Annotated in this window: 26 protein-coding genes and 1 tRNA gene; 15 read left to right on the forward strand and 12 right to left on the reverse strand. The window is 69.5% G+C overall.

Annotation, left to right across the window (positions count from 1 at the left end; translation table 11 throughout):
* Positions 1 to 24: 24 nt before the first annotated feature.
* Positions 25 to 531, forward strand: a complete 507-nt coding sequence (locus E4M00_RS00400) for a GNAT family N-acetyltransferase (protein ID WP_135118603.1) — start codon at positions 25 to 27, stop codon at positions 529 to 531.
* Here E4M00_RS00400 and E4M00_RS00405 read toward each other — a convergent pair.
* The 7 genes from E4M00_RS00405 to E4M00_RS00435 form a co-directional block, all read right to left on the reverse strand.
* The gene (locus tag E4M00_RS00405; protein ID WP_135118604.1) at positions 498 to 1,913 is read right to left on the reverse strand and encodes an aromatic amino acid ammonia-lyase; all 1,416 of its coding nucleotides are present in this window, start codon (positions 1,911 to 1,913) and stop codon (positions 498 to 500) included. The genes E4M00_RS00400 and E4M00_RS00405 overlap by 34 nt on opposite strands.
* A complete protein-coding gene (locus E4M00_RS00410) occupies positions 1,913 to 3,214 on the reverse strand; it encodes an NtaA/DmoA family FMN-dependent monooxygenase (RefSeq protein WP_135118605.1) in 1,302 nt (433 codons plus the stop codon). The genes E4M00_RS00405 and E4M00_RS00410 overlap by 1 nt, the downstream gene beginning before the upstream one ends.
* Positions 3,211 to 4,218 carry a PLP-dependent cysteine synthase family protein gene (locus E4M00_RS00415; protein ID WP_135118606.1) on the reverse strand — a complete coding sequence of 336 codons (1,008 nt, stop codon included), beginning with the start codon at positions 4,216 to 4,218 and terminating at the stop codon, positions 3,211 to 3,213. The genes E4M00_RS00410 and E4M00_RS00415 overlap by 4 nt, the downstream gene beginning before the upstream one ends.
* A 98-nt stretch (positions 4,219 to 4,316) precedes the next feature.
* Positions 4,317 to 5,105, reverse strand: a complete 789-nt coding sequence (locus E4M00_RS00420) for an amino acid ABC transporter ATP-binding protein (RefSeq protein ID WP_275668140.1) — start codon at positions 5,103 to 5,105, stop codon at positions 4,317 to 4,319.
* Entirely contained in the window at positions 5,102 to 6,067 is a 966-nt protein-coding gene (locus tag E4M00_RS00425; protein WP_135118607.1) for an amino acid ABC transporter permease, read from the reverse strand. Before E4M00_RS00425 ends, E4M00_RS00420 begins: the two co-directional genes overlap by 4 nt.
* Before the next feature lie 2 nt (positions 6,068 to 6,069).
* Entirely contained in the window at positions 6,070 to 6,969 is a 900-nt protein-coding gene (locus E4M00_RS00430) for an ABC transporter substrate-binding protein (RefSeq protein ID WP_135118608.1), read from the reverse strand.
* Between the two features lie 14 nt (positions 6,970 to 6,983).
* Complete coding sequence (locus E4M00_RS00435) at positions 6,984 to 7,820, reverse strand: sulfurtransferase (protein WP_135118609.1); 837 nt, start codon at positions 7,818 to 7,820, stop codon at positions 6,984 to 6,986.
* 76 nt (positions 7,821 to 7,896) lie between these two features.
* On the opposite strand from E4M00_RS00435, the gene E4M00_RS00440 reads away from it, so the two are divergent.
* Both E4M00_RS00440 and E4M00_RS00445 read left to right on the forward strand, forming a co-directional pair.
* Positions 7,897 to 9,123, forward strand: a complete 1,227-nt coding sequence (locus E4M00_RS00440) for an MFS transporter (protein ID WP_135118610.1) — start codon at positions 7,897 to 7,899, stop codon at positions 9,121 to 9,123.
* 23 nt (positions 9,124 to 9,146) lie between these two features.
* Positions 9,147 to 9,944 (forward strand): aldo/keto reductase, encoded by a 798-nt coding sequence (locus E4M00_RS00445; protein ID WP_240036743.1) that lies wholly within the window; start codon positions 9,147 to 9,149, stop codon positions 9,942 to 9,944.
* Between the two features lie 112 nt (positions 9,945 to 10,056).
* Here E4M00_RS00445 and E4M00_RS00450 read toward each other — a convergent pair whose 3' ends face one another.
* Both E4M00_RS00450 and E4M00_RS00455 read right to left on the reverse strand, forming a co-directional pair.
* Positions 10,057 to 11,040, reverse strand: coding sequence for an aldo/keto reductase (locus E4M00_RS00450; protein WP_135118612.1), 984 nt, complete (start codon positions 11,038 to 11,040; stop codon positions 10,057 to 10,059).
* Positions 11,041 to 11,079: 39 nt separating this feature from the next.
* A complete protein-coding gene (locus tag E4M00_RS00455; RefSeq protein WP_135118613.1) occupies positions 11,080 to 12,231 on the reverse strand; it encodes an ABC transporter permease family protein in 1,152 nt (383 codons plus the stop codon).
* A gap of 117 nt (positions 12,232 to 12,348) precedes the next feature.
* Between E4M00_RS00455 and E4M00_RS00460 the strand changes: the two genes are divergently transcribed.
* The 3 genes from E4M00_RS00460 to E4M00_RS00470 all read left to right on the forward strand — a co-directional run bounded on the left by E4M00_RS00460 (position 12,349) and on the right by E4M00_RS00470 (position 15,203).
* Entirely contained in the window at positions 12,349 to 12,942 is a 594-nt protein-coding gene (locus E4M00_RS00460; RefSeq protein WP_135118614.1) for a TetR/AcrR family transcriptional regulator, read from the forward strand.
* A gap of 127 nt (positions 12,943 to 13,069) precedes the next feature.
* On the forward strand, positions 13,070 to 14,029 hold the full coding sequence (locus E4M00_RS00465) for a DUF4349 domain-containing protein (RefSeq protein ID WP_135118615.1): 960 nt from the start codon (positions 13,070 to 13,072) through the stop codon (positions 14,027 to 14,029).
* Positions 14,030 to 14,039: 10 nt separating this feature from the next.
* Positions 14,040 to 15,203 (forward strand): acyl-CoA dehydrogenase family protein, encoded by a 1,164-nt coding sequence (locus tag E4M00_RS00470; RefSeq protein ID WP_420813396.1) that lies wholly within the window; start codon positions 14,040 to 14,042, stop codon positions 15,201 to 15,203.
* Here E4M00_RS00470 and E4M00_RS00475 read toward each other — a convergent pair whose 3' ends face one another.
* Positions 15,204 to 15,389: a hypothetical protein gene (locus E4M00_RS00475; protein WP_135118617.1), complete on the reverse strand. Its 186-nt coding sequence runs from the start codon at positions 15,387 to 15,389 to the stop codon at positions 15,204 to 15,206.
* 1 nt (position 15,390) lies between these two features.
* Here E4M00_RS00475 and E4M00_RS00480 point away from each other — a divergent pair, with 1 nt between their 5' ends.
* From E4M00_RS00480 to E4M00_RS00520, 9 genes are all read left to right on the forward strand, one after another.
* Positions 15,391 to 15,885 carry a cation:proton antiporter regulatory subunit gene (locus E4M00_RS00480; protein WP_135118618.1) on the forward strand — a complete coding sequence of 165 codons (495 nt, stop codon included), beginning with the start codon at positions 15,391 to 15,393 and terminating at the stop codon, positions 15,883 to 15,885.
* Positions 15,886 to 15,900: 15 nt separating this feature from the next.
* A complete protein-coding gene (locus tag E4M00_RS00485) occupies positions 15,901 to 17,103 on the forward strand; it encodes a cation:proton antiporter (protein WP_135118619.1) in 1,203 nt (400 codons plus the stop codon).
* Positions 17,104 to 17,151: 48 nt separating this feature from the next.
* Positions 17,152 to 17,637, forward strand: coding sequence for a glutathione peroxidase (locus E4M00_RS00490; RefSeq protein WP_135118620.1), 486 nt, complete (start codon positions 17,152 to 17,154; stop codon positions 17,635 to 17,637).
* Positions 17,638 to 17,646: 9 nt separating this feature from the next.
* The gene (locus tag E4M00_RS00495; protein ID WP_135118621.1) at positions 17,647 to 19,011 is read left to right on the forward strand and encodes a threonine/serine exporter family protein; all 1,365 of its coding nucleotides are present in this window, start codon (positions 17,647 to 17,649) and stop codon (positions 19,009 to 19,011) included.
* Positions 19,012 to 19,057: 46 nt separating this feature from the next.
* Positions 19,058 to 19,447: a VOC family protein gene (locus E4M00_RS00500; protein WP_135118622.1), complete on the forward strand. Its 390-nt coding sequence runs from the start codon at positions 19,058 to 19,060 to the stop codon at positions 19,445 to 19,447.
* 4 nt (positions 19,448 to 19,451) lie between these two features.
* Positions 19,452 to 20,327: an alanyl-tRNA editing protein gene (locus E4M00_RS00505; protein WP_135118623.1), complete on the forward strand. Its 876-nt coding sequence runs from the start codon at positions 19,452 to 19,454 to the stop codon at positions 20,325 to 20,327.
* A 3-nt stretch (positions 20,328 to 20,330) separates the two neighbouring features.
* Positions 20,331 to 21,032: a DNA alkylation repair protein gene (locus E4M00_RS00510; protein WP_135118624.1), complete on the forward strand. Its 702-nt coding sequence runs from the start codon at positions 20,331 to 20,333 to the stop codon at positions 21,030 to 21,032.
* A gap of 84 nt (positions 21,033 to 21,116) precedes the next feature.
* On the forward strand, positions 21,117 to 21,290 hold the full coding sequence (locus E4M00_RS00515) for a CsbD family protein (RefSeq protein ID WP_055901669.1): 174 nt from the start codon (positions 21,117 to 21,119) through the stop codon (positions 21,288 to 21,290).
* Positions 21,291 to 21,382: 92 nt separating this feature from the next.
* Positions 21,383 to 21,883 carry a DUF427 domain-containing protein gene (locus E4M00_RS00520; protein WP_135118625.1) on the forward strand — a complete coding sequence of 167 codons (501 nt, stop codon included), beginning with the start codon at positions 21,383 to 21,385 and terminating at the stop codon, positions 21,881 to 21,883.
* 49 nt (positions 21,884 to 21,932) lie between these two features.
* Here E4M00_RS00520 and E4M00_RS00525 read toward each other — a convergent pair.
* A tRNA-Ala gene (locus E4M00_RS00525) sits at positions 21,933 to 22,005 on the reverse strand.
* A 50-nt stretch (positions 22,006 to 22,055) separates the two neighbouring features.
* Complete coding sequence (locus tag E4M00_RS00530; protein ID WP_135118626.1) at positions 22,056 to 23,063, reverse strand: hypothetical protein; 1,008 nt, start codon at positions 23,061 to 23,063, stop codon at positions 22,056 to 22,058.
* Between the last annotated feature and the right edge of the window lie 49 nt (positions 23,064 to 23,112).

Raw genomic sequence — 23,112 nt, forward strand, 5'->3', positions numbered from 1 at the left:
GCGGGCGCGAGTAGCGTTTCCCGCATGCCTGATCTCGACGCTGCTCCCGTCACCGTCGTGCACGTGCGCTCCGACGACGTGCTCGCCCGACCCCTCGTGGAGGAGCTGTCGCGCGAGTACGACGAGCGCTACGGCCTGAACGACGGGATCCCCTCGTCGGTCGAGCTCTCGCGCTACCCGGCCGAGCTGTTCACCCCCGAGTTCGGCGGCGACTTCCTGCTGCTGCTCGATGCGGCAGGCGACCCCGTCGCCGGAGGCGCGTTCAAGAGCGCCGGCGACGACGCGGTGGAGATCAAGCGCGTCTGGACGCACTCCGCCCACCGCCGCCGCGGCCTGGCCCGGCGTGTGATGGCCGAGCTCGAGGCGGAGGCATCGCGTCGCGGCATCCGTCGCCTCAAACTCACCACGGGTGCCCGCCAGCCCGAGGCCGTGGCGCTCTACCGCAGTCTCGGCTACAGCCCGCTGTTCGACCTCGATGGGGACTGGGAGTCGTTCGGCTACCTGCCGTTCGAGAAGACGCTCGCCCCGTAGGAGTGAAGACTCTCCAGCAGAACGGATGCTCCGGCCACCGCGTCAGGCGTCGCACTGTCACGGAGGGTCGCCAGCGCCGCGAACGTGGGCGCAGACGCCGGCGCCACCCGGGGCGGCACGTCCGCCAGTGCCAGCAGCTCGGAGGCATGCAGCGCCTCGACGGCCAGGACCGTTCGGGTCAGGCTCAGGCTGCGCTCGAGCAGGCGCAGGGCGGCCGGAGCGAACGACGCGACATCTTCGACGCCCGACAGCACCGTCGCACCGAGGGAGACCGGTGCGGCCAGTTGACGCACCTCGGCCAGGGCGTCGGCGGCGGCGTACCAGCTGAGGCCGGCCAGCCGGGTGCGACCGGCGGCACGGAACGCGCGCAGCTCCGCTGACAGCAACGCGGTGCGGCGCTCACTCGCTGCAGCGACGTGCGCGAGGGCGAGGCGGGCGCTCTCGATGGCGATGCTGAGGCCGACGGCCGAGAAGTTGCCGCCGGAGAGCATCCGATCGCCGTCGACGACGGGGTTCTCCGGGCGGGCGGCGAGCTCGATGCCGAGTTCGTGGTCGATGCGGTCCGCGATGTCCCTGGCGGCCCCGTGCACCTGGGGCGCGGTCCTCAGCGACAGCGGGTCCTGCACGCTCACGGCACGGTCTGAGTCCTCCAGGAAGCTCCCGGCGAGTGCGATCCTGATGCGCTCGGCACTCGCCGTGGCACCGGGACGACCGGTCGCGCCCTGCACGGCGGCCGAGTACGGAGACAGGGAGCCGGCCGGGCCGTGGGCGCCGAGGGCCTGCAGGCTCAGGGCGACGTCGGTGTCGGCTGCAGCGAGAGTCCGCCGCAGCTCCCCGACGGCGAGAACGGCCTGACCGATCGTCGCCGCATTGGCGCTCAGGAAGGCGGCGGCCTCGTGGGGCGCGAGCACGAAGCCCTCGTCGGTGATGGCGGCGAGCAGCGCGGCGAGGTGGGTGAGGTCGGCGGCCCCCACCGAGCCGAGCGCGTACACGGGCGGAGGATCGAGAAGCAGGGCGGCTGCGGCGTGCACGAGCTCCTCGCGGACGCCGGCGCCCCCGTTCAGAAGCACGGCGAGGCGCGCCCCGATGATGGCGCGAACGGCATCCTCCGAGAGTGCATCGCCGGCGCCGCCGAGGTGATTCGCCACCACCTGCCTCTGGAAGGCGGCGAGGTCTGCCGGGTCGATCCGCTCGTCGCGTCCGGCGCCGAGCCGCGTGGTGAGACCGTAGACGGACTCGCCGGACTCCAGCACGCGCTCCACCACGGCCCGCGCTGCGCGCACGCGATCCAGCCCCTCCTCGGAGATCGCAACGGACTCCCCGGCGGCGATCCGACGGATGTCGTCGGGAGTCGTCGCAGCGGCCCCGAGAAGCACCGTCATCAGAAGTCCAGCAGGTTCTGCCGCAGCCCGCCGTCGCCCAGTTCGGTGCGCAGCACGCCGCGACGACGCAGGGCCGGCACGAGCGGATCGAGGATGCGGTGCACGTTCGCCGGATGCACGTGGCCGGTGAACAGGAAGCCGTCGCCGCCCACCTGCTCGCCGAGCGTGGCGAGGTGGTCGGCGATCTCGTCGGGGGTTCCGATGACGGCGAGACCGTCGCCCCGAGCCCTGGTCTGCAGGATCTCGCGCAGCGTCGACCCGGCCGGCGCACTCTTCACGAAGTTGTCGAGCGTGCCCTGATTGCTGTTGGTGCTGAGCTCGGGCAAGGGCGCATCCAGATCGAACTTCTTGAAATCGACGCCCGACAGGTAGGAGATGGACTGCAGCGCCTCGTCGATAGCCGCCTGGGTCAGCTCGGCCCGTGCTGCCCGCACGGAGGCCGACTCCTCGGCGTTCGCCGTGACGATGGGCTGCACGACGAAGAGCACGCGGATGTCGTCGGGCGAGCGCCCGGCGTCGGCCGCGGCCTGCCGCACCGACTCGCGGTGGGCTCGCATCCGTTCCGGTGTCGATGCCAGGGCCAGGACGACGTCGGAGTTCTTGCCAGCGAAGGCCTGTCCGCGGCCGGAGGCACCGGCCTGCACCATGACGGGCTCCTCGGGGAGCGGCGCGTTCGTCAGGGGTCCGCGAACCCTGAAGAAGCGACCCTCATGGTCGATGGTGTGCACCTTGCGGTAATCGGCGAAGACCCGGCCCGCGGCATCCTCGACGATCGCGTCGGGCTCCCACGAACGCCAGAGCTTGCGCACGACGTCGATCCACTCGTCCGCGCGGTCGTAGCGCTGGTCGTGCTCGATCTGCTTGTCGAGGCCGTAGTTCTGGGCGGCGAGGTCGCTGCCGCTGGTGACGACATTGAAGCCCAGGCGACCGTCGGCGAAGTGCTGAAGCGTCGACAGCAGGCGTGCGGCGGTGAACGGCTCGTAGAAGCTCGCCGAGAGGGTCGGAACGATGCCGAGCTTCGAGGTGGCGCCGAGAAGGTAGGGCACGAGCGGCAGCGGGTCGTGCTTGGGCACGAAGCGTGCGCTGGCCAGGTTGACCTCGGCCGTTCCGCCGTAGGTGTCGGGCACGGTCACGCCGTCCTCGATGACGAGAAGGTCGAGACCGGATGCCTCGAAGACGCGCGCGGCATCCTGGTAGACCTGCGGCTTCTTCCAGTCGTAGCCGACGCCGTAGCTGTCATCGCCCCATCCCTGCACCCCGAAGCCGGCCCCCAGGAACCATCCGAAGTGCAGCAGGCTCATGTGTACAGTCCCTTGCTCAGGTAGTTGAGGCCGGAATCGGCCGAGATGACGGCGATGACGGATCCGGCCGGCGCCTCGCCCGCCACCTCGAGCGCCGTGGCCACGGCGAGCGCCGACGACGGCCCGAGCAGCAGGCCCTCCTCGAGCGCCAGGGCGCGGGCGATGTCGTGAACGCGCTCGTCGTCGATCGTACGCACCTCGTCGATGACGGTGCTGTCGACATTCCGAGGCCACCACTCGCGCGGCCAACGGGTGCCGACGCCGTCGATGCGGATCGGACCGTCAGGAGCTCCTCCATAGGTGGAGCCGACCGGGTTGGCGCCGATGACGCGCACCCGGCCATCGGAGACGTCGCGCAGGTAGCGGCCGACACCGCTGATGGTGCCGCCGGTGCCGATCGAGGCGACGAAGTGGGTGACGAGCCCTGCGGTCTGACGCCAGAGTTCCGGGCCTGTCGTGAGCACGTGGGCCTCGGGGTTGTCGGCGTTGTCGAACTGGCGCGACTGCCAGGCGCCCGGTGTCTCGGCGGTGATGCGCGCGGCGATCGCGCGCGGGTTGGCCGGGTCGTCGGGCGACGCATCCCAGTCGGCCTCGACCAGACGGGCTCCGAACGCCGCGAGCAGCGACTTCTTCTCGGCCGAGGTGTTCGCGTCGTGCACGATGACGACGGGATGCCCGGTGAGTCGGCCGACCAGTGCGAGGCCGATGCCGGTGTTGCCCGAACTCGACTCGACGATGGTGCCGCCGGGGGCGAGCGAGCCCGACGCCTCGGCGGAGCGGACCATGGTGAGTGCGGCCCGGTCCTTGGCCGACCCACCGGGGTTGCGTCCCTCCAGCTTCACCACGATGCGTGCCGGCAGACCGAGCGTCAGGGTGGTGAGCTCCACCATCGGCGTCTCGCCGATGAGGTGCGCCACCGAGGGCAGCACCTCCCACGCCGGGGCGTCGAGGGCGGCCGCGATGGCCGGCGGCAGCGCAGGCGACGGCGACTCGGCGATGGACATGGGAGACAGGCTACGTGGGGAACGGATGCCGGCCCGAAGCGGGTTGCGTCGCGTTACGCGTCGGCCGCGGACTCCGTCCGGGCCTCAGCGCACGGAGGTCACAGCACCTTCGACAGGAACGCCTTCGTGCGCTCGTGCTGCGGGTTCGACAGCACATCGCGAGGATCGCCCGACTCGACGACCACGCCGCCGTCCATGAAGACGAGCGAATCGGCCACCTCGCGGGCGAAGCCCATCTCGTGAGTCACCACGATCATGGTCATGCCCGAGGTCGCGAGCTCCTTCATGACGTCGAGAACCTCGCCGACGAGCTCGGGGTCGAGCGCGCTGGTCGGCTCGTCGAAGAGCATGAGCTTCGGGTCCATGGCGAGAGCTCGCGCGATGGCGACACGCTGCTGCTGGCCGCCCGAGAGGTGCGCCGGGTAGTAGTCGGCTCGCTCGGCGAGACCCACGCGGGCGAGCAGGTCGAGCGCGCGCTTGCGCACCTCGGCCTTCGACTGCCCCTTCACACGGATGGGCGCCTCCATCACGTTCTCGAGCGCCGTCATGTGCGGGAACAGGTTGAAGCGCTGGAACACCATGCCGATGTCCCGGCGCTGCATGGCGGCCTCCTTCGGCTTCAGCTCGTAGAGCTTGCCGCCGTGCTCCCGATAGCCGACCAGGTCGCCGTCGACGCTGAGTCGCCCGGCCGAGAGGATCTCGAGGTGGTTGATGAGCCTCAGGAACGTCGACTTGCCCGAGCCCGACGGCCCGACGAGGCACATGACCTCGCCGCGCTTCACCTCCAGCGAGATCGACTTCAACACCTCGTTGGAGCCGAAGCTCTTCGAGACGCCGTCGGCGAGGACCATGGGAACGGATGCGGCGGATGCTGCGGTGTCGGTCATCGGTGGCCTCCGGCCTCGGTGGACTCGGATGGGACAGGGGCGATGACCGTCGGCTGACCGGCGCCGACGACGGGCAGGGTGCCGGTCGGGCCGGCGCCCTTGTCGGGTCGGCGATCACCGACGCCGCGTGCGAAGCGCTTCTCCAGGAAGTACTGCCCGACCATCAGGATCGAGGTGAACAGCAGGTACCAGAGCGATGCCACGATGAGCAGCGGAATGGGGTTGAACGTCTCGGCCGAGATGTCGCGTGCCCGGTTGTATAGGTCGAGCCCGAACGGCACTGCCGTGACCAGCGAGGTGGTCTTCAGCATCGAGATGACCTCGTTGCCCGTCGGCGGGATGATGATGCGCATCGACTGCGGGATCACGACGCGCAGCATGGTCTGCGACCAGCTCATGCCGAGCGCCGTTGCGGCTTCCTCCTGCCCGCGGTCCACCGACAGCAGGCCGGCACGCACGATCTCGGCCATGTAGGCGGCCTCGTTGAGCGCCAGGCCGATCACGGCGATCCAGAACACGCTGATCACGTTCTTGGTCTCGAACGACGCCCATGGTTCGGTGAACGGGACGCCGATGTCGATCGACTGGTAGATCACGGCGATCAGGCCCCAGAAGGTGAGCTGGACGTAGATCGGGGTGCCGCGGAAGATCCACAGGTAGACCCACGCGACGCTCTTCACGACGGGGTTGGGCGAGAGCCGCATGACGGCGAGCAGGATGCCGAGCACGATGGCGATCGCCATCGAGAGCACCGTCAGCTCGAGCGTCACGAGGGCGGCCTGCGAGATGCGCCTGTCGAAGACGTACTTGCCGACCGCCGGCCAGTCGAACGCCGGCCTCTGGGCGGCGTCGATGACGACGAGCGCGACGATGAGGATCAGCACCACGGCGAGCACGTTCCGCCACGGATGCTTCAGCTTGATGGCCTTGATCGGCTCAGGCCGACGCTCGTCGTCCGACATGATCAGCCGTTCGCTGCAGCGTTGATGGTGGCCTCGGTGATGCCGCCGTCGGCCACACCCCACGACTCGAGGATCTCGGTGTAGGTGCCGTCATCCATGAGCGACTGCACCGCAGCCTGGATGGCCTCGGTGAGTCCCGAGTCCTTGCCGACGACGATGCCGTACGGCGCCTCGTCGAACGACTCGCCCGCTGCCTGCAGCTTGCCGTCGGTCTGCGAGATGGCGTAGAGGGTGACGGGAGAGTCGGCGCTCATGGCGTCGGCCTGGCCCAGGGCGACCGCGTTCGTCGCGGCATCCTGAGTGTCGTACTGCACCTTGTTGATGGGCTCCTTGCCGGCCGCGACGCAGGCGTCGCTCTTCGCGGGGACCTCATCGGTGTCCTCGTAGGTCGTCGCCTGCACGGCGACGGTCAGGCCGCAGGCGTTCTCGGGGTCGACGTCCTTGCCCTTCGCCGAGGCCCAGAGGATGCCGGCCGTGTAGTAGTTCACGAAGTCGACCTGCTTCTCGCGCTCGACGGTGTCGGTGAAGCTCGACTCGCCGATGTCGGCCTTGCCGCCCGTGACGCTCGGAATGATGTTGTCGAACTTGGCGACCTGGTACTCGGGGGTGAGGCCGAGTTTGGCGGCCACGGCTGCAGCGAGCTCGATGCCCCAGCCGATGGGCTCACCGGCCTCGTTCTTGAACTCGTTGGGGGCATAGGTCGGGTCGGTGCCGATGATGAGCTTGCCCGACGAGGCGACCTCCTCGGGGAGGAGCTTGGCTGCGGCGTCGTCCTTCGTGGTGGTGGCGGTCGTTGATCCGGTCGTCTCGGCCGGGGTCGAGTTGTCGACGCAGCCCGTGAGAAGCAGGGCCGTCGCCGCCGTGGCGGCGAGGATGACCGGCAGGGATCTGGTGAGTCGCATAGAGGTTCTACTTTCTAGTTGGTGCTGGTGGAGACGGGACGATCAGGATGGTTGGCCCACTGCGACCAGGAGCCGGGATAGAGGGCGGGCTCGAAGCCCGCGATGGTCAGCGCGAGGGCGTCGTGCGCCGCTGTCACGCCGGAGCCGCAGTACACGCCGACGGGATGCTCGGAGTCGACGCCGAGGGCCGTGTAGCGTGCGATCAGTTCGTCGGGCGACAGGAATCGTCCATCGGCGTCGATATTTCCCGAGCTCGGCGCGCTGACGGCGCCGGGGATGTGGCCGGCTCGCGGATCGATCGGCTCGACCTCGCCCCGGTAGCGCTCGGCGGCACGGGCGTCGAGGAGCACGCCGTTCGCGGGCAGGGCGGCCGCGTCGTCGATGTCGAGCACGGGAAGGTGGCCGTAGCTCAGGGTGACGTCGCCGGGCGGCGGGGCTGCGGCATCCGTCGTCGTCGGAAGCCCGGCAGCCGTCCACGCCGACCAGCCACCGTCGAGCAGCCGCACGTCGGAGACGCCGGCGTGGCGCAGCAGCCACCATGCGCGGGCAGCCGACTGCCCTGCATTGTCGTCGTAGACCACGACAGTGTCGCCGTCGTTGACGCCCCAGGCCCGGGCGGATCTCTCGAGATCTGATGCCGAGGGCAGCGGATGCCGTCCGTCGGTCGCCGGGCCGTGGCTCGCGAGCTCCTCGTCGAGGTCGACGTACACCGCGCCGGGGATGTGCCCGCGCGCGAACTCGTCGGCGCCCTGGGGACCGCCCAGGCTCCAGCGCACGTCGAGGAGCCTCGGAGCGGCGTCGCCGGACAGCGCTGCGGCGAGCTCGTCAACGCTGATGAGCTGGTCTGGCATGGCACCCCTCGGTTCGTGATCAGTACACGCTAACCCGCTGACGGGGCACACGACCAACCGGATAGTCTGGATCATCGTGAGCGCCTACTCCGATCTCCTGAAGACGCCGGGCGTGGCCCGGATCATCAGCGCGCAGCTCACGGCGCGTTTCCCGTTCGGGATGCTCTCGCTCGCTTTCCTGCTGCACATCGAGCAGCAGACCGGATCGTACGGCTCCGCCGGACTCGTCCTGGCGGCCACGAGCATCGGCCAGGCCATCGCCGGCCCGCTGACCAGCCGCCTCATGGGCGTCTGGGGCATGCGCCCGGTGATCGCCGTCACCATCGCGGTCTGCGCCACGGCCGTCACCGCCATCGCACTGCTGCCGCTCACAGTCCCCTGGTACATGGCCGTCGGAGCACTCGCCGGCCTCAGCATGCCGCCGATCCAGCCTGCCGTGCGCACGATCTATCCCAAGATGGTCAACTCCCGCCAGCTCACCCCGCTGTTCTCGCTCGACGCCACGGCGCAGGAGATCATCTGGGTCGTCGGCCCGGTCGTCACCACCTTCATCGCCACGCAGATCAGCACGGTGTGGGGCATCCTCACCGCGGTGATCTTCCTCGTCGGCGGCGGCCTCTGGTTCCTGTCGTCCCCCGAGCTCGGGCGGGTGCGCATCCCCCGTAGCAAGCGCCGCTTCGGCACCGTGCTGCGCCGGCCTCCCGTGATGCTCGCGACCATCGTGGGCTTCCTGCTCGTGGGGGCGTGCGCCGCGATCGAGGCCGGCGTCGTGGCCGTGTTCGGACACGGCGGCGCCGAGGCCGGCATCGTGCTCGCGATCTTCTCCGTCGGCTCGATCGCGGGTGGCCTCAGCTTCGGCCACATCGCCATCGGACCGTGGGCGAGCGCCCGCCGCATGTTCATCGTCTTCGTCGGAACCGTCGCGGCGACGATCGGCCTCGTGGCCATGGCGGGATCCGAGTTCCTCTGGCTCTCCGTCACCCTGTTCGTCGCCGGAATCGGCATCGCCCCGGCTCTCGCCGTGCTGTTCGCCATGGTGTCGGCCAGCGTCAAGTTCAGCGACACCGCCGAGGCCTACGGCTGGGTCGGCACGGGCCAGCTCATCGGCGCCGCTCTCGGGTCGGCGGCGGCCGGTCTCCTCATCGACACCAACGGACCGGTCGGCGCGTTCTGGGCCGCCTCGGCTTTCGCCCTCGTGGGATTCATCGTTCCCGTGGTCGGCAAGCGCTGGCACCCCGACCTGCGCGGCCGCGATGCCAGCCCCATGCCCGACACCGAGCCCGTCCCCGTGCAGCCGAGCTGATGGACCTCTCGCATCGCGTGACCATGAGCGACGGGCTGAGCATCCCGCAGCTCGGTCTCGGCGTGTACAAGGTTCCGGATGCCGACACTCCCGGCGTGGTGGTCGCCGCCCTCGATGCCGGCTATCGGCATGTCGACACGGCATCGCTGTACGGCAACGAGGTCGGCGTGGGTCTCGGCATCGACGACGCGGGGATCGAGCGCGACGACGTGTTCGTCACCACGAAGGTGGGCAACGCCGACCACGGCTTCGACGCGACGCTGCGCGCCTTCGACGCCAGCATGAAGCGCCTCGCCCTCGACAGGCTCGACCTCTACCTCATCCACTGGCCCGTGCCGAGCACCGACCTCTACGTGCAGACCTGGCGCGCGCTCATCAGGCTCAGCGAGGAGGGGCGGGTGAGCTCGATCGGAGTCTCCAACTTCCATCGCCACCACCTGCAGCGCCTGCTCGACGAGACCGGTGTACACCCCGTCGTCAACCAGGTGGAGCTGCATCCGTGGCTCCAACAGCGTGAGCTGCGTGCCTTCCACGCCGAGCACCTCATCGTGACCGAGGCCTGGTCACCGCTGGCGCGGGGGCGCGCCGTCGAGGACCCGACTCTGACCGTCATCGGCGAGCGCCACGGAAAGACGGCGACCCAGGTGGCCATCCGCTGGCACCTGCAGCAGGGCAACGTGGTCATCCCGAAGTCGGCGTCGCCTGAGCGCATTCGTGCGAACGCCGACGTCTACGACTTCGAGCTGACGGATGCCGACCTCGATGCGATCGCGGCGCTGGACGCCGGCGAGCGCACGGGGCGGGACCCCGACGACGACTGACGGTCACGCTGACATTCCCGCCCGCAGAGGCCCGGACGCAGTCCGCGGTCGAAGCGCTTCGGACGAGCGCTTCGGACGGTCGCTTCGCTCGGTTCTCAGCGAGCGGGGCAGCTCACCACCGCGGGTGGATGAGCTCCCGGAGCTTCCTGTCGTAGAGGTCGGAGACGGCTGCATCGAACTCGGCGCCCAGTGGCGCCGTCGAGCCTGCAGCGGCGTTCGCGACGGCCTGCTTCACCGAGCGCGCGCCCGGGATGACCGTGCTCACGGCCGGGTGCTGGGCGATCCAGGCCAGGGCCGCCTCGGCGACGGGAACGGCATCCGGAACCAGATCGGCGAATTCGTGTGCAGCCTCGAGGCCGGTCTCCCACGGTACGCCGGAGAACGTCTCCCCCACGTCGAACGCCGAGCCGTCGCGGTTGTAGGTTCGGTGATCGTTCGCCGCGAAGGTGGTCTCGCGGGTGTACTTGCCGCTCAGCAGGCCGGACGCCAGCGGCACGCGAGCGATGATGCCGACGCCGGCGGCCTGCGCCGCGGGAAGCACCTCGTCGAGGGGCTTCTGCCTGAAGGCGTTGAGGATGATCTGCACTGTCGCGGTGCCCGGCCGGGCGATCGCGTCGAGCGCCTGCGCGGTCGTCTCGACGCTCACGCCGTAGTTCGCGATGGCGCCATCGGACACGAGGGTGTCGAGCGCGTCGTAGACCTCGTCACTGGTGAACACGGCCGACGGCGGGCAGTGCAGCTGGACCAGGTCCAGGGTGTCGACGCGGAGGTTCCGACGCGAGCGGTCGGTCCACTCCCGGAAGTTCGCCAGCACGTAGTTCTCGGGCAGCTGGTCGACACGGCGGCCCATCTTGGTGGCGACGGTGATGTCGTGACCGGGGTTGTCGGCGAGGAAGGCGCCGATCACGCTCTCCGACCGGCCATCGCCGTAGACGTCGGCGGTGTCGAAGAAGGTGACACCCGCGTCGACGGATGCCGCGAGCACGTCACGCGCATCCGTCTCACTCACCTCGCCCCAATCGGCTCCGAGTTGCCAGGTGCCGAGTCCGATGACCGAGACGGTGCGGCCGGTACGTCCGAGGGTGCGATGCTGCATGCCTCCAGCCTAGGCCGGGGGCATGCAGACATCGGGAGGTCAGGCCGAGACCGCCGCGAGGCTGCCTGTCGTGCGCGGGGCCTCGAGGGCACCCTCCACGTGCACGACCTCCTGGCTGCGGAAGTGACCGAGGAAGCTCAGGACGATCCCGGCGACGGCCCACCCTCCGAGCACCAGCCAGGCCTGCGTCGCGTCAGCGTCGGGGAAGTACGACAGGTCGCGCAGCAGGGTCGTCGAGGCTCCGGGCACGAAGAACTGTCCGATCTCGCCCCACGCGCCGGGCAGGAACTGCATCGGCTGCGTCGCGGCCGACAGCGGGTTGCCGATGAGCATGGTGAGCAGGGCTCCCACGGCGATGCCCACCCGGCCGATCAGGGCGGTGGCTCCGACGATGACGCTGGCGGTGGCGAGCAGTGACAGGCCGACGGCGACGGAGTTCAGCAGGAAGTCTCCCTGCAGGATGCCGAACCAGGTCTGCATGATCGCGGTGAGGCCGAGGCCGGCGACGACGGCGTAGGTGGCCAGGGCGGCGAAGCGGCGCCAGACCCCGGTGACGAGCAGCGAGATGAGCACGCCGCCGATCATGCCGCCGATGACCATCGGGAACGCGGCCGACGCGAAGCCGACCCCGCGAGGGTCGGTGTCGGCCAGGGGGACGACGTCGGTGGTGATGACGACGGGCGCCGTGACGGCGCTGGCCTTCTCGATGATGGCGAGGGCCTGGTCGGCCGGGAGCTGACCCGCAGCCTGGGCAGCAGTCGCCTGGGCGATGCCGTCCTGGACTCCCGCCGTCACGGCCGAGGTCACCTGCTGCTGCAGCTGAGCCGAGATCTGGGCCATGACCGTGGCGTTGACGGTTCCGCCGGCGCTCGCCGTGAGCACCTCGGGAGCGTCGCTCAGCACGACGGCGCCGTAGACGTCGCGTTCCTCGATCGCCGTGACGGCGTCGGCACGGCTGTCGACCGGGGTGACGTCGAACCGACCGGGGGCATTCTCATCGAGGGCGTCGGTGAAGGCGGTGACCTGCGTCGCGTCACCGGTGACGGCGATCGGGAAGTCCTTGATGGTGCTCGTCATTCCCGGCCAGATGAAGGCGAGCACGAAGACCCCCACGACCACGGCTGCAGCGACGGCGATCCCGATGGATCGCCCCCACTTCGTGTGCGGGCTGGTGACGACGATCTCGGACATGACGGCTCCTACAGGGTGGATCAGGGGGAGGTGATCTGTGAAAACGAATGATCGTTCTTTATTGTGAACTCACCGAACCCGCTTGTCAAGAACGAACGTTCTTTTTATTATCGACGTATGCCGAAAGTCACCGAGGAGCATCGCATCGCCCGCCGCACGGAGATAGCGCAGGCCGCCATGCGCTGTTTCGCGCGTAAGGGGTTCGAGGGCACGTCGGTGGCCGACATCATCGCCGAGTCCGGCCTGTCGGCCGGGGCCATCTACGGCCACTACAAGAGCAAGAACGAGCTCATCCAGTTGGCGGTCTCCGAGCTGCTCGGCCAGCGCATGGCCGAGGTGCAGACCGCTCTCCAGCGCGAGGAACTCATGGAGCCGGGCGAGCTCATCGGAGTCTTCCTGCGCGGCGTGGAGCGCGAGTTCGGCAACCTCAGCGTGCTGCTCCAGCTCTGGGCCGCTGCGGCGACGGATGCCGGACTCCGCGGCGTCGCCGACACCATCGCCGGAACGATCCGCGGCGTCTTCCAGACCTACCTCGCCGCGTGGCATGTGCGCTCGACGGGATTGAGCGAGAGCGAAGCACAGGCCCGCGCGAGCCGGGAGGCGTGGGTCTACATCGGCATCTGCCAGGGCTACATGGTGCAGTCGACGATCTTCGAGGCGTTCGACGCCGAGGCGTACATCGAGACGAGCGCGGCCCTGCTCGCCCGCTGACCCTCCGCTCGTCGAGGCCCAGACGACGTCTGCGGCCGAAACGCACCCCCTGCGCGATACCCGATCGTGACATCACGATCGGGTTGCGTCGCACCCGGGGGCTGATCAGCGGTTCTACAGTGCAGACATGAAGCGCGCGCACCTCGCCACCGTCGTCGCCGTGGCCGCCACCCTGTTGCTCGCCGGATGCTCGGCATCCGGTTCCGCCGACTCCGACCTCGGCGGCGGATCCGTCGCCGAACCGGCTCCCGAGCAGGGCGACGGCGCACTCGACGCCGGTCGCGACGCCGCGGGTGACGAGGCCGGGGGTCTCGGCTCGACCGTGGAGACCCGCGACGTCGTCACCACGGGCACGATGGCGGTGACGGCAGACGATCCCGTGCTGGCTGCGGCCGAGACGACGGCGCTCGTCACCGCGGCCGACGGACGCATCGACTCGCAGAACCAGCAGCCGGGCACGGATTCGCAGCCCGCTCGCGCCTCCCTCGTGATCCGCGTGCCGTCTGCCCGCTACCAGGCCGTCGTCGCCGACATCCAGAAGCTGGGCGGCGTGACGCACTACTCGACCGAGGCGAGCGACGTCACCCAGCAGAAGCAGGACATCGACGCCCGCATCAGCGCGCTCGAGACGTCCACGAAGCGCCTCGAGAGCCTGATGGCCGATGCAGACTCCACGGCCGACCTGATCGAGATCGAGAACGCCCTGTCCGGCCGACAGGCCGAGCTCGACAGCCTCACCACCCAGCGGGACTACCTCGAGGACCAGGTCGCCTTCTCCACGTTGTCCGTCGACTTCACGGCGCCCGGCGTGGTCTCCCCCGGATCCCCCCGCACCTTCTGGGACGGCTTCCTCGCCGGATGGAACGCCCTCATCGGGTTCCTCGCGGGAACACTCGTCGTCATCGGGGCGTTCCTGCCGTGGCTGCTGCTGTTCGGCGCCATCGCGGCGATCGTGCTGCTCATCGTGCGGGCGTCGCGCCGCGGGCCCCGGAAGCCGCGGCCCGAGAACGGCCGGTCAGCTCCCGCCGGACCCGCGCCGGAACCCGAACCGGCCGCCGAACCCGATCCCGTCGACACCCGCGCGTAGTGTGAGTGGCGTGAGCTCAGCATCCGATTCCCCGCTCCTCGACGACGCCCTGCTGGAGCGCATCCGTTCGCGCGCAGCAGGTTACGACCGCGACAACACCTTCTTCACGGAGGACTTCGACGAACTGGTGGCCGTCGGCTACCTGCGGGCGCTCGTCCCCGTCGACTTCGGCGGCCTCGGTCTCTCGCTCGAACAGGTGGTGCTCGAACAGGTGCGCCTCGGATCGGCGGCTCCCGCCACGGCCCTCGCCGTGAACATGCATCTCGTCTGGACCGGCGTCGCCAAGGTGCTGCACGACCGCGGCGACTCCTCGCTCGACTTCCTGCTGACGGAGGCCGGCGCCGGCGAGGTGTTCGGCTTCGGCATCAGCGAGTCGGGCAACGACCTCGTGCTGTTCGGTTCGACGACGGATGCCGCCCCTCAGCCCGACGGCGGCTACAGGTTCACCGGCACCAAGGTGTTCACCTCCCTCTCCCCGGCGTGGACGAGGCTCGGCACGATGGGCGTCGACACCACCTCCCCCGATGCGCCGAAGATCGTCTACGGCTTCGTGGAGCGCGCCGACTCCGGCGTCACCCGCAAGGACGACTGGGACACCCTCGGCATGCGCGCCTCGCAGAGCCAGTCAACGGTGCTCGACGGTGCCTACTCCCCCGCGAACCGCATCATCAGGCGCCTCGACCCCGGGCCCAACCCCGACTCGCTGGTGTTCGCGATCTTCTCCAACTTCGAGATCCTGCTGGCCGCCGTCTACACCGGCGTCGGACAGCGCGCCCTCGAGCTCGCCGTCGCCGCAGCGCACCGCCGCACCTCGCTCAAGGCAGGCGGTCGGTCGTACGCGCAGGACCCCGACATCCGGTGGCGCATCGCGGATGCCGCGATCGCCCAGGACGGCATCCGGCCCCAACTCGTCTCCCTCGCCCGCGATGTCGACGATCAGGTGGACCATGGGGCGCAGTGGTTCCCGCAGCTGGTCGGCCTGAAGGTCAGAGCCACCGAGAACGCCCGCCACGTCGTCGACCAGGCGCTGCGCGTCTCGGGTGGCGGCTCGTACTTCGCCGGCAGCGAGCTGGGACGGCTCTACCGCGACGTCCTCGCCGGCATCTTCCACCCCTCCGACGCGGAGTCGGCGCACAACACTGTCGCCAACGCGTGGCTCGGGCCGATCGACTAGTCAGCGCTCCTCGACCCCGCAGTTCTTGCGGGTGGCGGTCGCCGAGAACGACTTCTCGGCGGGTGCGGATCTTGCACCACCCGTCGAAACTTCGAGTTCGATGATGTCCACCAGCCCCCACGGGCGAAGCGCACCCACCGGAGCGGGGCGAACGGATGCTCTCCACAACGGGAGTAGTTTGGTCACCGTGGGAATTCGAATTGAGAAGATCGACCTGCCGGGCATCGGCATGCGTCATGATCTCGTCACCGAGAGCGGCCGTCGCCTGAGCGTCGTGTCGTACCGTGATGGCGAGCGCAACCTCGGCATCTTCGACGTCGACGACCCCGACGCCTGTCGGGACTCGATCCCCATCACCGAGGACGAGGCCGAGGCACTCGCCGACGTCCTCGGAACATCCGTCACGCTCAGCCGACTGACCAAGCTGAGCGCCGACACCGAGGGGCTCTACACGGAGCAGCTCGAACTCGCGACCGATTCGCCCTTCATCAATCGGCCGCTCGGCGACACCAAGACGCGCACCCGCACGCACGTCTCCATCGTCGCCATCGTGCGCGAGAAGAAGGTGATCCCCTCTCCGACCCCCGCAGAGATCCTCCGCCCCGGTGACGTCATCGTCGCCGTCGGCACGCGGGAGGGTCTCGACGCCGCCGGTCGGCTCATGGCCAACGGCCCCGACTGATCCGGGGGCTCGCCTGTGCATGACAACACGCTGATCCTCATCGAAGTCGGCGCGCTGCTTCTCGGCATGAGTCTGCTCGGGCGCCTGTCGATCCGGATCGGCATCTCGCCCATCCCCTTCTACCTGATCGCCGGACTCGCGTTCGGCGAGGGCGGCTTCATCCCGCTCGACGCCAGCAGCGACTTCTTCGCCATCGGCAGCGAGATCGGCGTCATCCTGCTGCTGGCGCTCCTGGGCCTCGAGTACACCGCGAGCGAGCTGCTCACCAACCTCAAGCAGTCCAAGACGGCCGGCATCATCGATGCCCTGTTCAACGCCCTCCCCGGCGCTGCCTTCGCGCTGCTGCTGGGCTGGGGCCCCGTCGCCGCCGTCGCTCTGGCCGGAATCACCTGGGTGTCGTCGTCGGGCGTCATCGCCAAGACCATCCGCGACCTCGGCCGCATCTCCAACCGCGAGACGCCCACGATCCTCGCCATCCTCGTCATCGAGGACCTCGCCATGGCGTTCTACCTGCCGGTGCTCTCAGCCGTCGTCATCGGCGTCTCCCTGCTGCAGGGCGCCATCACGGTCGCCATCGCCGTCGGCGTCGTGGTGCTCATCCTCTTCCTCGCCCTGCGCTTCGGCCACGTGATCTCGCGCATCTTCACGCCGGAGCACAACGAGCCGCTGCTGCTCGGTGTGCTCGGACTCACCATGCTGGTCGCCGGCCTCGCCGCCCAGGTGAACGTCTCCGCCGCGGTGGGCGCCTTCCTCGTGGGCATCGCGCTCTCGGGTCGGGTGGCACAGAACGCCGGCGAAGTGCTCACACCCCTGCGCGACCTCTTCGCCGCCGTGTTCTTCGTCTTCTTCGGTCTGGCGACGGATGCCCGCGAACTCATCGGCATGCTCGTGCCGGCCATCGTCCTGGCCGCCATCACCATGGCCACCAAGGTGGCCACCGGCTACCTGTCGGCCAAGCGCGCCGGCATCGGTGTTCCCGGTCGCTGGCGTGCAGGCTTCGCGCTGACGGCCCGCGGCGAGTTCTCCATCGTCATCGCCGGCCTCGCCGTCGGAGCCGGAGTCGCTCCCCTTCTGGCACCGCTCGCGACCGCCTACGTACTGATCACGGTCATCCTGGGGCCGATCCTCGCCCGTGTTCCCGACGCCCGCTGGTTCAAGGGCATGCTCAAGCGCCGCGCAGCCGTCGCCCGCGATCGCGCCCAGGCCGCCACCCCGTAGTTCGCAGCAATCGGGCATAACCCAGCCATCGATGGCATTGTCATCTCTATGACCACCATCAACGACATTCCGCTCACGACCATCACCGGCGAGACGAAGACGCTCGCCGAGTACGGCGACCAGGTCAAGCTCATCGTCAACGTCGCCTCGCGCTGCGGACTGGCTCCGCAGTACGAGAAGCTCGAGGCGCTGCAGAAGCAGTACGAGGACCGCGGCTTCACCGTGCTCGGCTTCCCCAGCAACCAGTTCCTGCAGGAGCTCGGCAGCGAGGAGGCCATCTCCGAGTACTGCTCGACCACGTGGGGCGTGACGTTCCCGATGTTCGAGCGCATCAAGGTCAACGGCCGCAACCAGCACCCGCTCTACGCCGAACTGGTGAAGACGGAGGACGCGAACGGCAAGGCCGGCAAGGTGAAGTGGAACTTCGAGAAGTTCGTGATCACCCCCGACGGCGAGGTGCACCGCTTCCGTCCGACGACGGAGCCCGACGCCCCCGAGATCGTCGATCTCATCGAGGGCTCCCTCCCCCGGTAATCTGCTCGTATGGCGGTTTCCAACGGCACGGCGGGCATGAGCTCGACGGACGCCGCGGACTACACCCGCGCCGTGCTCGACATCGCCATCAGGGTGACCGAGGTGCTGTTCACCAACGGCGCCGGCGCTGAAGACGCCGTCGCGGCCATGCAGGCCGTCACGCACGCCTACGGGCTGCGCAACATCGAGGCCGACATCACCCACACGCTCATCTCCCTGAGCTGGGAGAACCCGGCGACCTACGAGACGATCTCGCGCAGCCGCAACGTCAAGTACCGCACCCTCGACTATCACAAGCTCACCAGGGCGACAGAGCTCATCGGGCGCATCATCGAGGATCCGCCGTCGGTTCCGGATGCCCGACGCCAGGTGGCCGCGATCGTGGGCGGCGCCCCCGCCTACCCGCGCACGCTGCGCCGCATCGGCTGGGCGATCGTGGGCACAGGTGCCGCATTCCTCCTCGGCGGCGGGCTCATCGTCGCTGCGGCGTCCTTCGTCGCCACGCTCTTCATCGACGTCATCACCTCGGCCCTGCAGAAGCGCCGCGTTCCGGTGTTCTACCAGTCGGTGGTGGGCGGGGCGATCGGCCCGCTCGTGGCCGCCGTCGTCTACACGCTCGATCCTGGCGTGAATCCGTCGCTCGTCGTCGTCGCGACCATCATCATGCTGCTCGCGGGAGTCACCACCTTCGGAGCCGTGCACGACACCCTCTCGGGCTTCTACGTGACAGGCACGGCGCGTCTCGTGGAGGCCGTGCTCATCACGAGCGGCCTCGTTGCGGGCGTGCTCGGCACCACTCTGCTGCTGACGAGGTTCGGCATCGTGCTCGAGATCGACGGCACGATGGCGCCGTCCATCGAGGGTCTCACGATGCAACTGATCGCCGCCGTCATCATCGTGTTCGGATTCGCCCTCGCCGTGCAGGTTCCGTTGCGGGCGTTCTGGGCGGTCTGCCTGCTGGGTGCCGCGGCCGAACTGCTCTACCTGCTCTTCATCGGCGCCGAGAGCGGCATCGTGTTCGCCTCCGCCGGCGCTTCCGTGATCGTGGGAATGCTCGCGGCCATCGCCGTGCTCGTCGTGCGCGTTCCGCCCCTGGTGGTCGTCGTCTCAGCCCTCATCCCCCTCGTTCCCGGCCTCGCCCTGTTCCAGGGTCTGCTGCAGGTGGCGGATGCCGACATCAACGGCCTCCTCTCCCTGCTCACTGCAGCCGCCGTCGCCGCCGCACTGGCCGCAGGCGCCATCCTCGGGCAGTACCTCGTGCAGGCCGTCCTCGGACCGGCGCGCAAGCTGCAGCGCCGCTTCGTCGGGCCGCTCATGGCGCTGCCCATCCAGCTGGGGCGCAAGAAGGTTCACGAGCACACCGACAGAGTCTGACCCGTCCCTCTTGTCGCCGCGACCCCGCGGGTGCTTGGCTGGGGCCATGATCGAAACAACGCGGATCTTCAGCGGCTTCGCCGTTCCCGACGTCCCGGCCGCCAAGGCCTTCTACGCCGACACCCTCGGTCTCGGCGTCACCGAGGAGATGGGCGGCCTGGTCCTCGACCTCGGCGACGACCACCACATCTTCGTCTACCCGAAACCCGACCATGTTCCGGCCACCTACACGATCCTCAACCTCGAGGTCGCCGACATCGACGCCGCCGTCACCTCGCTCGAGGCATCCGGAGTCCAGCTGCTCCGCTACGACGGCTTCGGCCAGGACGAGCGCGGCATCCAGCGCCCGTCAGGCGAGCACCCCGGACCGAACATCGCGTGGTTCACGGACCCGGCGGGCAACATCCTCTCGGTGCTCCAGCCTCCAGCAGAATAGAGGCATGACTCTCCCCGCAACCGATACCGTCGTGCTCTACCCGGCAGGCAGCACCCGCAACGGCGCCGTGGTGCTGCACCTGGAGCCCGTGCCCGACGGCCGCATGGCCGTGCTCCTCGACGAGACCGCCTGCCACCCCGTCGACGCCGGCTGGCCCGACCAGGGCACCGACCGCGCCGTGTTCCTCACCTCGACCGGCGAGGAGGTCGCCGTGACCGAGGCCGTCGTCGCCGCGACGGACGGTGAGACCCTGTTCATCGGAGCCGACGTGCCCGTGCGCAAGGGCGAGGAGGGCTGGGCCTTCGTCGTGGCCCATCTCGTGACCCCGGATGCCGCCGTCAGCGAGGGCGACGAGGTCACCGTGGTCGTCGACGAGGAGTACCGCAACGCTCTGTCCATCGGTCACACCGCCTGTCACCTCGCCTCCCTGGCCCTGAACCGCGCCCTCGCCGACCGATGGACCAAGGAGGTGCGCGTCGACGGCCTCGGAGAGCCCGACTTCGACGGAGCCGCGATCGCCAGCTCCCTCATCCGGGAGAACGGGTCCACCGACGTGTTCCGGTTGAACAAGTCGCTGCGCCGCAAGGGGTTCGCCGCCGACGGCCTCGCCGAGCAGCTCGCCGCCATCGAGGCCGCGACCGGCGCGACGCTGGCGGCCTGGATCTCCGAGGACGCCCCCGTGCACATCGATGTCGCCGGGCCCGGCCTGACCGATCGCCGATCGTGGGTCGCAGACCTCGCCGAGGCATCCGTCAGCATCCCCTGCGGGGGAACGCACGTCTCAGCACTGTCGGAGCTCGGCTCGCTCACAGTCACCCTCGAGCTGGCCGATGTCGACGGAACGCCCACCCTCACCATGCTGACGGATGCCACCGGCTGAGCCATGACGTCGACGGCGGCGGAATTCATCGTGGAGTTGGACTCGCTCCGTGATCCCGTCGAGCTGACGAAGATCCTGCGCTACTTCACCGCCGGCCCCGACGAGGAGTTCATCGGCGTGCGCATGGGCTCGATCTTCGAGCTGGCCAAGCAGCACCTCGACATGCCGATCGCCGAGTTGGAGTCGATGCTGGAGAGCCCCGTGCACGAGGTGCGCGTCGGCGCCTGCAGCATCATGGGAAAGTCAACTGCAGCGAAGACGGCGACGCTCGAGCGCCGCAGCGAACTGTACGAGCTGTACCTCCGCCGCTCCGACCGGGTGAACAACTGGGACCTCGTCGACCTCGCTGCCCGGGACGTCCTCGGCGGCTGGCTCGCGGACAAGCCGCGCGATCCGTTGTATCGGCTGGCGGAGTCGTCGTTCTGGCCGGATCGGAGATCGGCACTGCTCGCGACGGCCTGGTTCATCAGGGCGGGTGACGTCACGGATGCACTGGCCATCTCCGAACTGCTGGTCGCCGACCCGGAGCCCCTCGTCACGAAAGCCGCCGGGTGGATGCTGCGCTATGCCGGAGACACCGACCGCGCGGCCCTCCTGGCGTTCCTGGACGCCCACGCGGCCGCCATGCCCCGCGTCATGCTGAGCAACGCGCTCGAGCACCTGGACACGGCCGAGAAGGCGCACTACCGCGCACTCGGGCGATGACGCGGGTCGGCTGGGAAGTCAACCCCTAGCAGCGCACTGTTCCATCCTGAGAGCGTGGTATCAATCGATCGAAGGAGGACTCTCATGGGTTTGGACGACAAGATCAAGCACGGTACCGAAGAGGCTGTGGGCAAGGTCAAGGAGGGCGTCGGCAAGGCGACCGACAACGAGCGTCTCGAAGCAGAGGGGCACGCTGACCAGGCCAAGGCCAACGTCAAGCAGGCTGGCGACGACGTCAAGGACGCCTTCAAGAGCTGACACTGACCTTCGACAGAACGCCTCCGCCCGCTCCGGGCGGAGGCGTTCCGCGTTCCCGGGTGTTTACCCAGCCTGCGGCGTAGCATCCGGCCATGAGGACTCCTGTGACACCCATCCGACCCGCCGACGGCCAGGAATCGGTGTGGGACTACCCTCGGCCGCCGCGGATCGAGCGGATCGACGCCCGCGTACGCATCCGCCTGGGCGGCACCGTCATCGTCGACTCCCACGACGTCGTGCGCGTGCTCGAGACCAGCCATCCTCCGGTGTACTACCTGCCGATCGCCGACTTCACCCCGGGAAGCGTGATTCCGGCCGCAGGGTCGTCGTTCTGCGAGTTCAAGGGCTCGGCCCGGTACTTCTCGCTCGCGTCGGGCGGGACCACCGCCGAGCGCGCGGCCTGGACCTACCCGGCTCCCGAGCCGGGGTACGAGTTGCTGCGCGACCGCGTGGCCGTCTACGCCGGCCAGGTCGACGACGCCAGCGTCGACGGCGAGATCGTGGTTCCACAGCCCGGAGGCTTCTACGGCGGCTGGATCACCTCGACCGTCGTCGGGCCGTTCAAGGGCGAGCCGGGCACGCTCGGCTGGTGAGAAACGAAGAACCCCGGGAGCTGAGCTCCCGGGGTTCTTTCCGTGTCGGTGGACCTAAGGAGATTCGAACTCCTGACCTCCTCGATGCGAACGAGGCGCGCTACCAACTGCGCCATAGGCCCTGACATTCACCACGATACCACCCGATCCGGACCGTGCAGAACCAGCCCGATCAGCCCACTCGACGTCGCCTCAGCACGGCATCGAGGTCGCTCATTCCGGGCGTCGCGTCGTCGACGATGCCCATGCGGGCGAAGCGGCTGTCGACGCCGGGAGCGGATGCCGTGGCCGGCGCAACGGCCTGCGCGGTGCCCGACGCAGCGGCCGGTGCGGCCGCTGCCGGAGCCCGGCGGAGAGGCACGGGAGCGCCGGCGTTCATGGCGGCGGCCTTCTCGCTCATGGCGGCGAAGACCGCGGCACGTCGGAGCGCAGCGGCCTCGTCGACGGAGTCCATCGCGGCGGCCGCGACGGTGCCACGCGCCAGGGTGAGCGGCTTGGGCAGCGGCTGGGGCGTCCAGGCGGCGCGGGTCGCGACAGGGGCGGCATCCGCGAACTCGACGGGCACGAACTGCTCGCTGACGGCGACGGGCGCGACGACACCGGATGCCGGCACGCGGCGGCCGGCCTTCGCCAGCGACGAGAGCACGAACAGGGCGACGGCGGTGCCTCCGAGGCCGGCGACGGCGAGGGTCCAGGTGGCGCCGAGGGCGCCGCTCACGACGCCGGCGACGAGGGCTCCGAGCGACAGCAGCAGCCCGAGCGAGGTGAGAGCGCGGCTGCGGCGGAGCGTGCGCGCTCGGGAACGGGCGCGCCCGGCCTCGGCTGCGGCACGAGCGGCGGCGGCACGGGCACGGCGAACCGCCTCCGCCGCTTCCCGCTCTGCGGCACGACGCGCCTCGGTGGCGATCGTCGCCTCGGCCTTCAGCCTGGCCCGCTCGGCGGCAGCGCGCTCGCGGAGAACGTGCTCCTGGGCCGCGACGGCTCGGGCGGTGGTCTCGAGGCGCACGGCCTCAGGGGTCTCAGCCGTCTCGGCGAGGATGCGCAGGGTCTGCTGCAGTCGCACGGCGTTCCGCTCGGTGGCGAGGTACTGCCGACGGTGCAGCCAGCTGGGCACGAGGTAGGCGATCCAGAGCACGGCGGCTATCGCCACCATCACCCCGCCGCTGAGTACGTCGCCCATGCGTCAACGGTAGGGCAGCACGGCGCCGTGCGACCCGCGGCCGGGGGTG

The sequence above is a fragment of the Orlajensenia leifsoniae genome (assembly GCF_004570845.1).
Lineage (GTDB): Bacteria > Actinomycetota > Actinomycetes > Actinomycetales > Microbacteriaceae > Orlajensenia > Orlajensenia leifsoniae.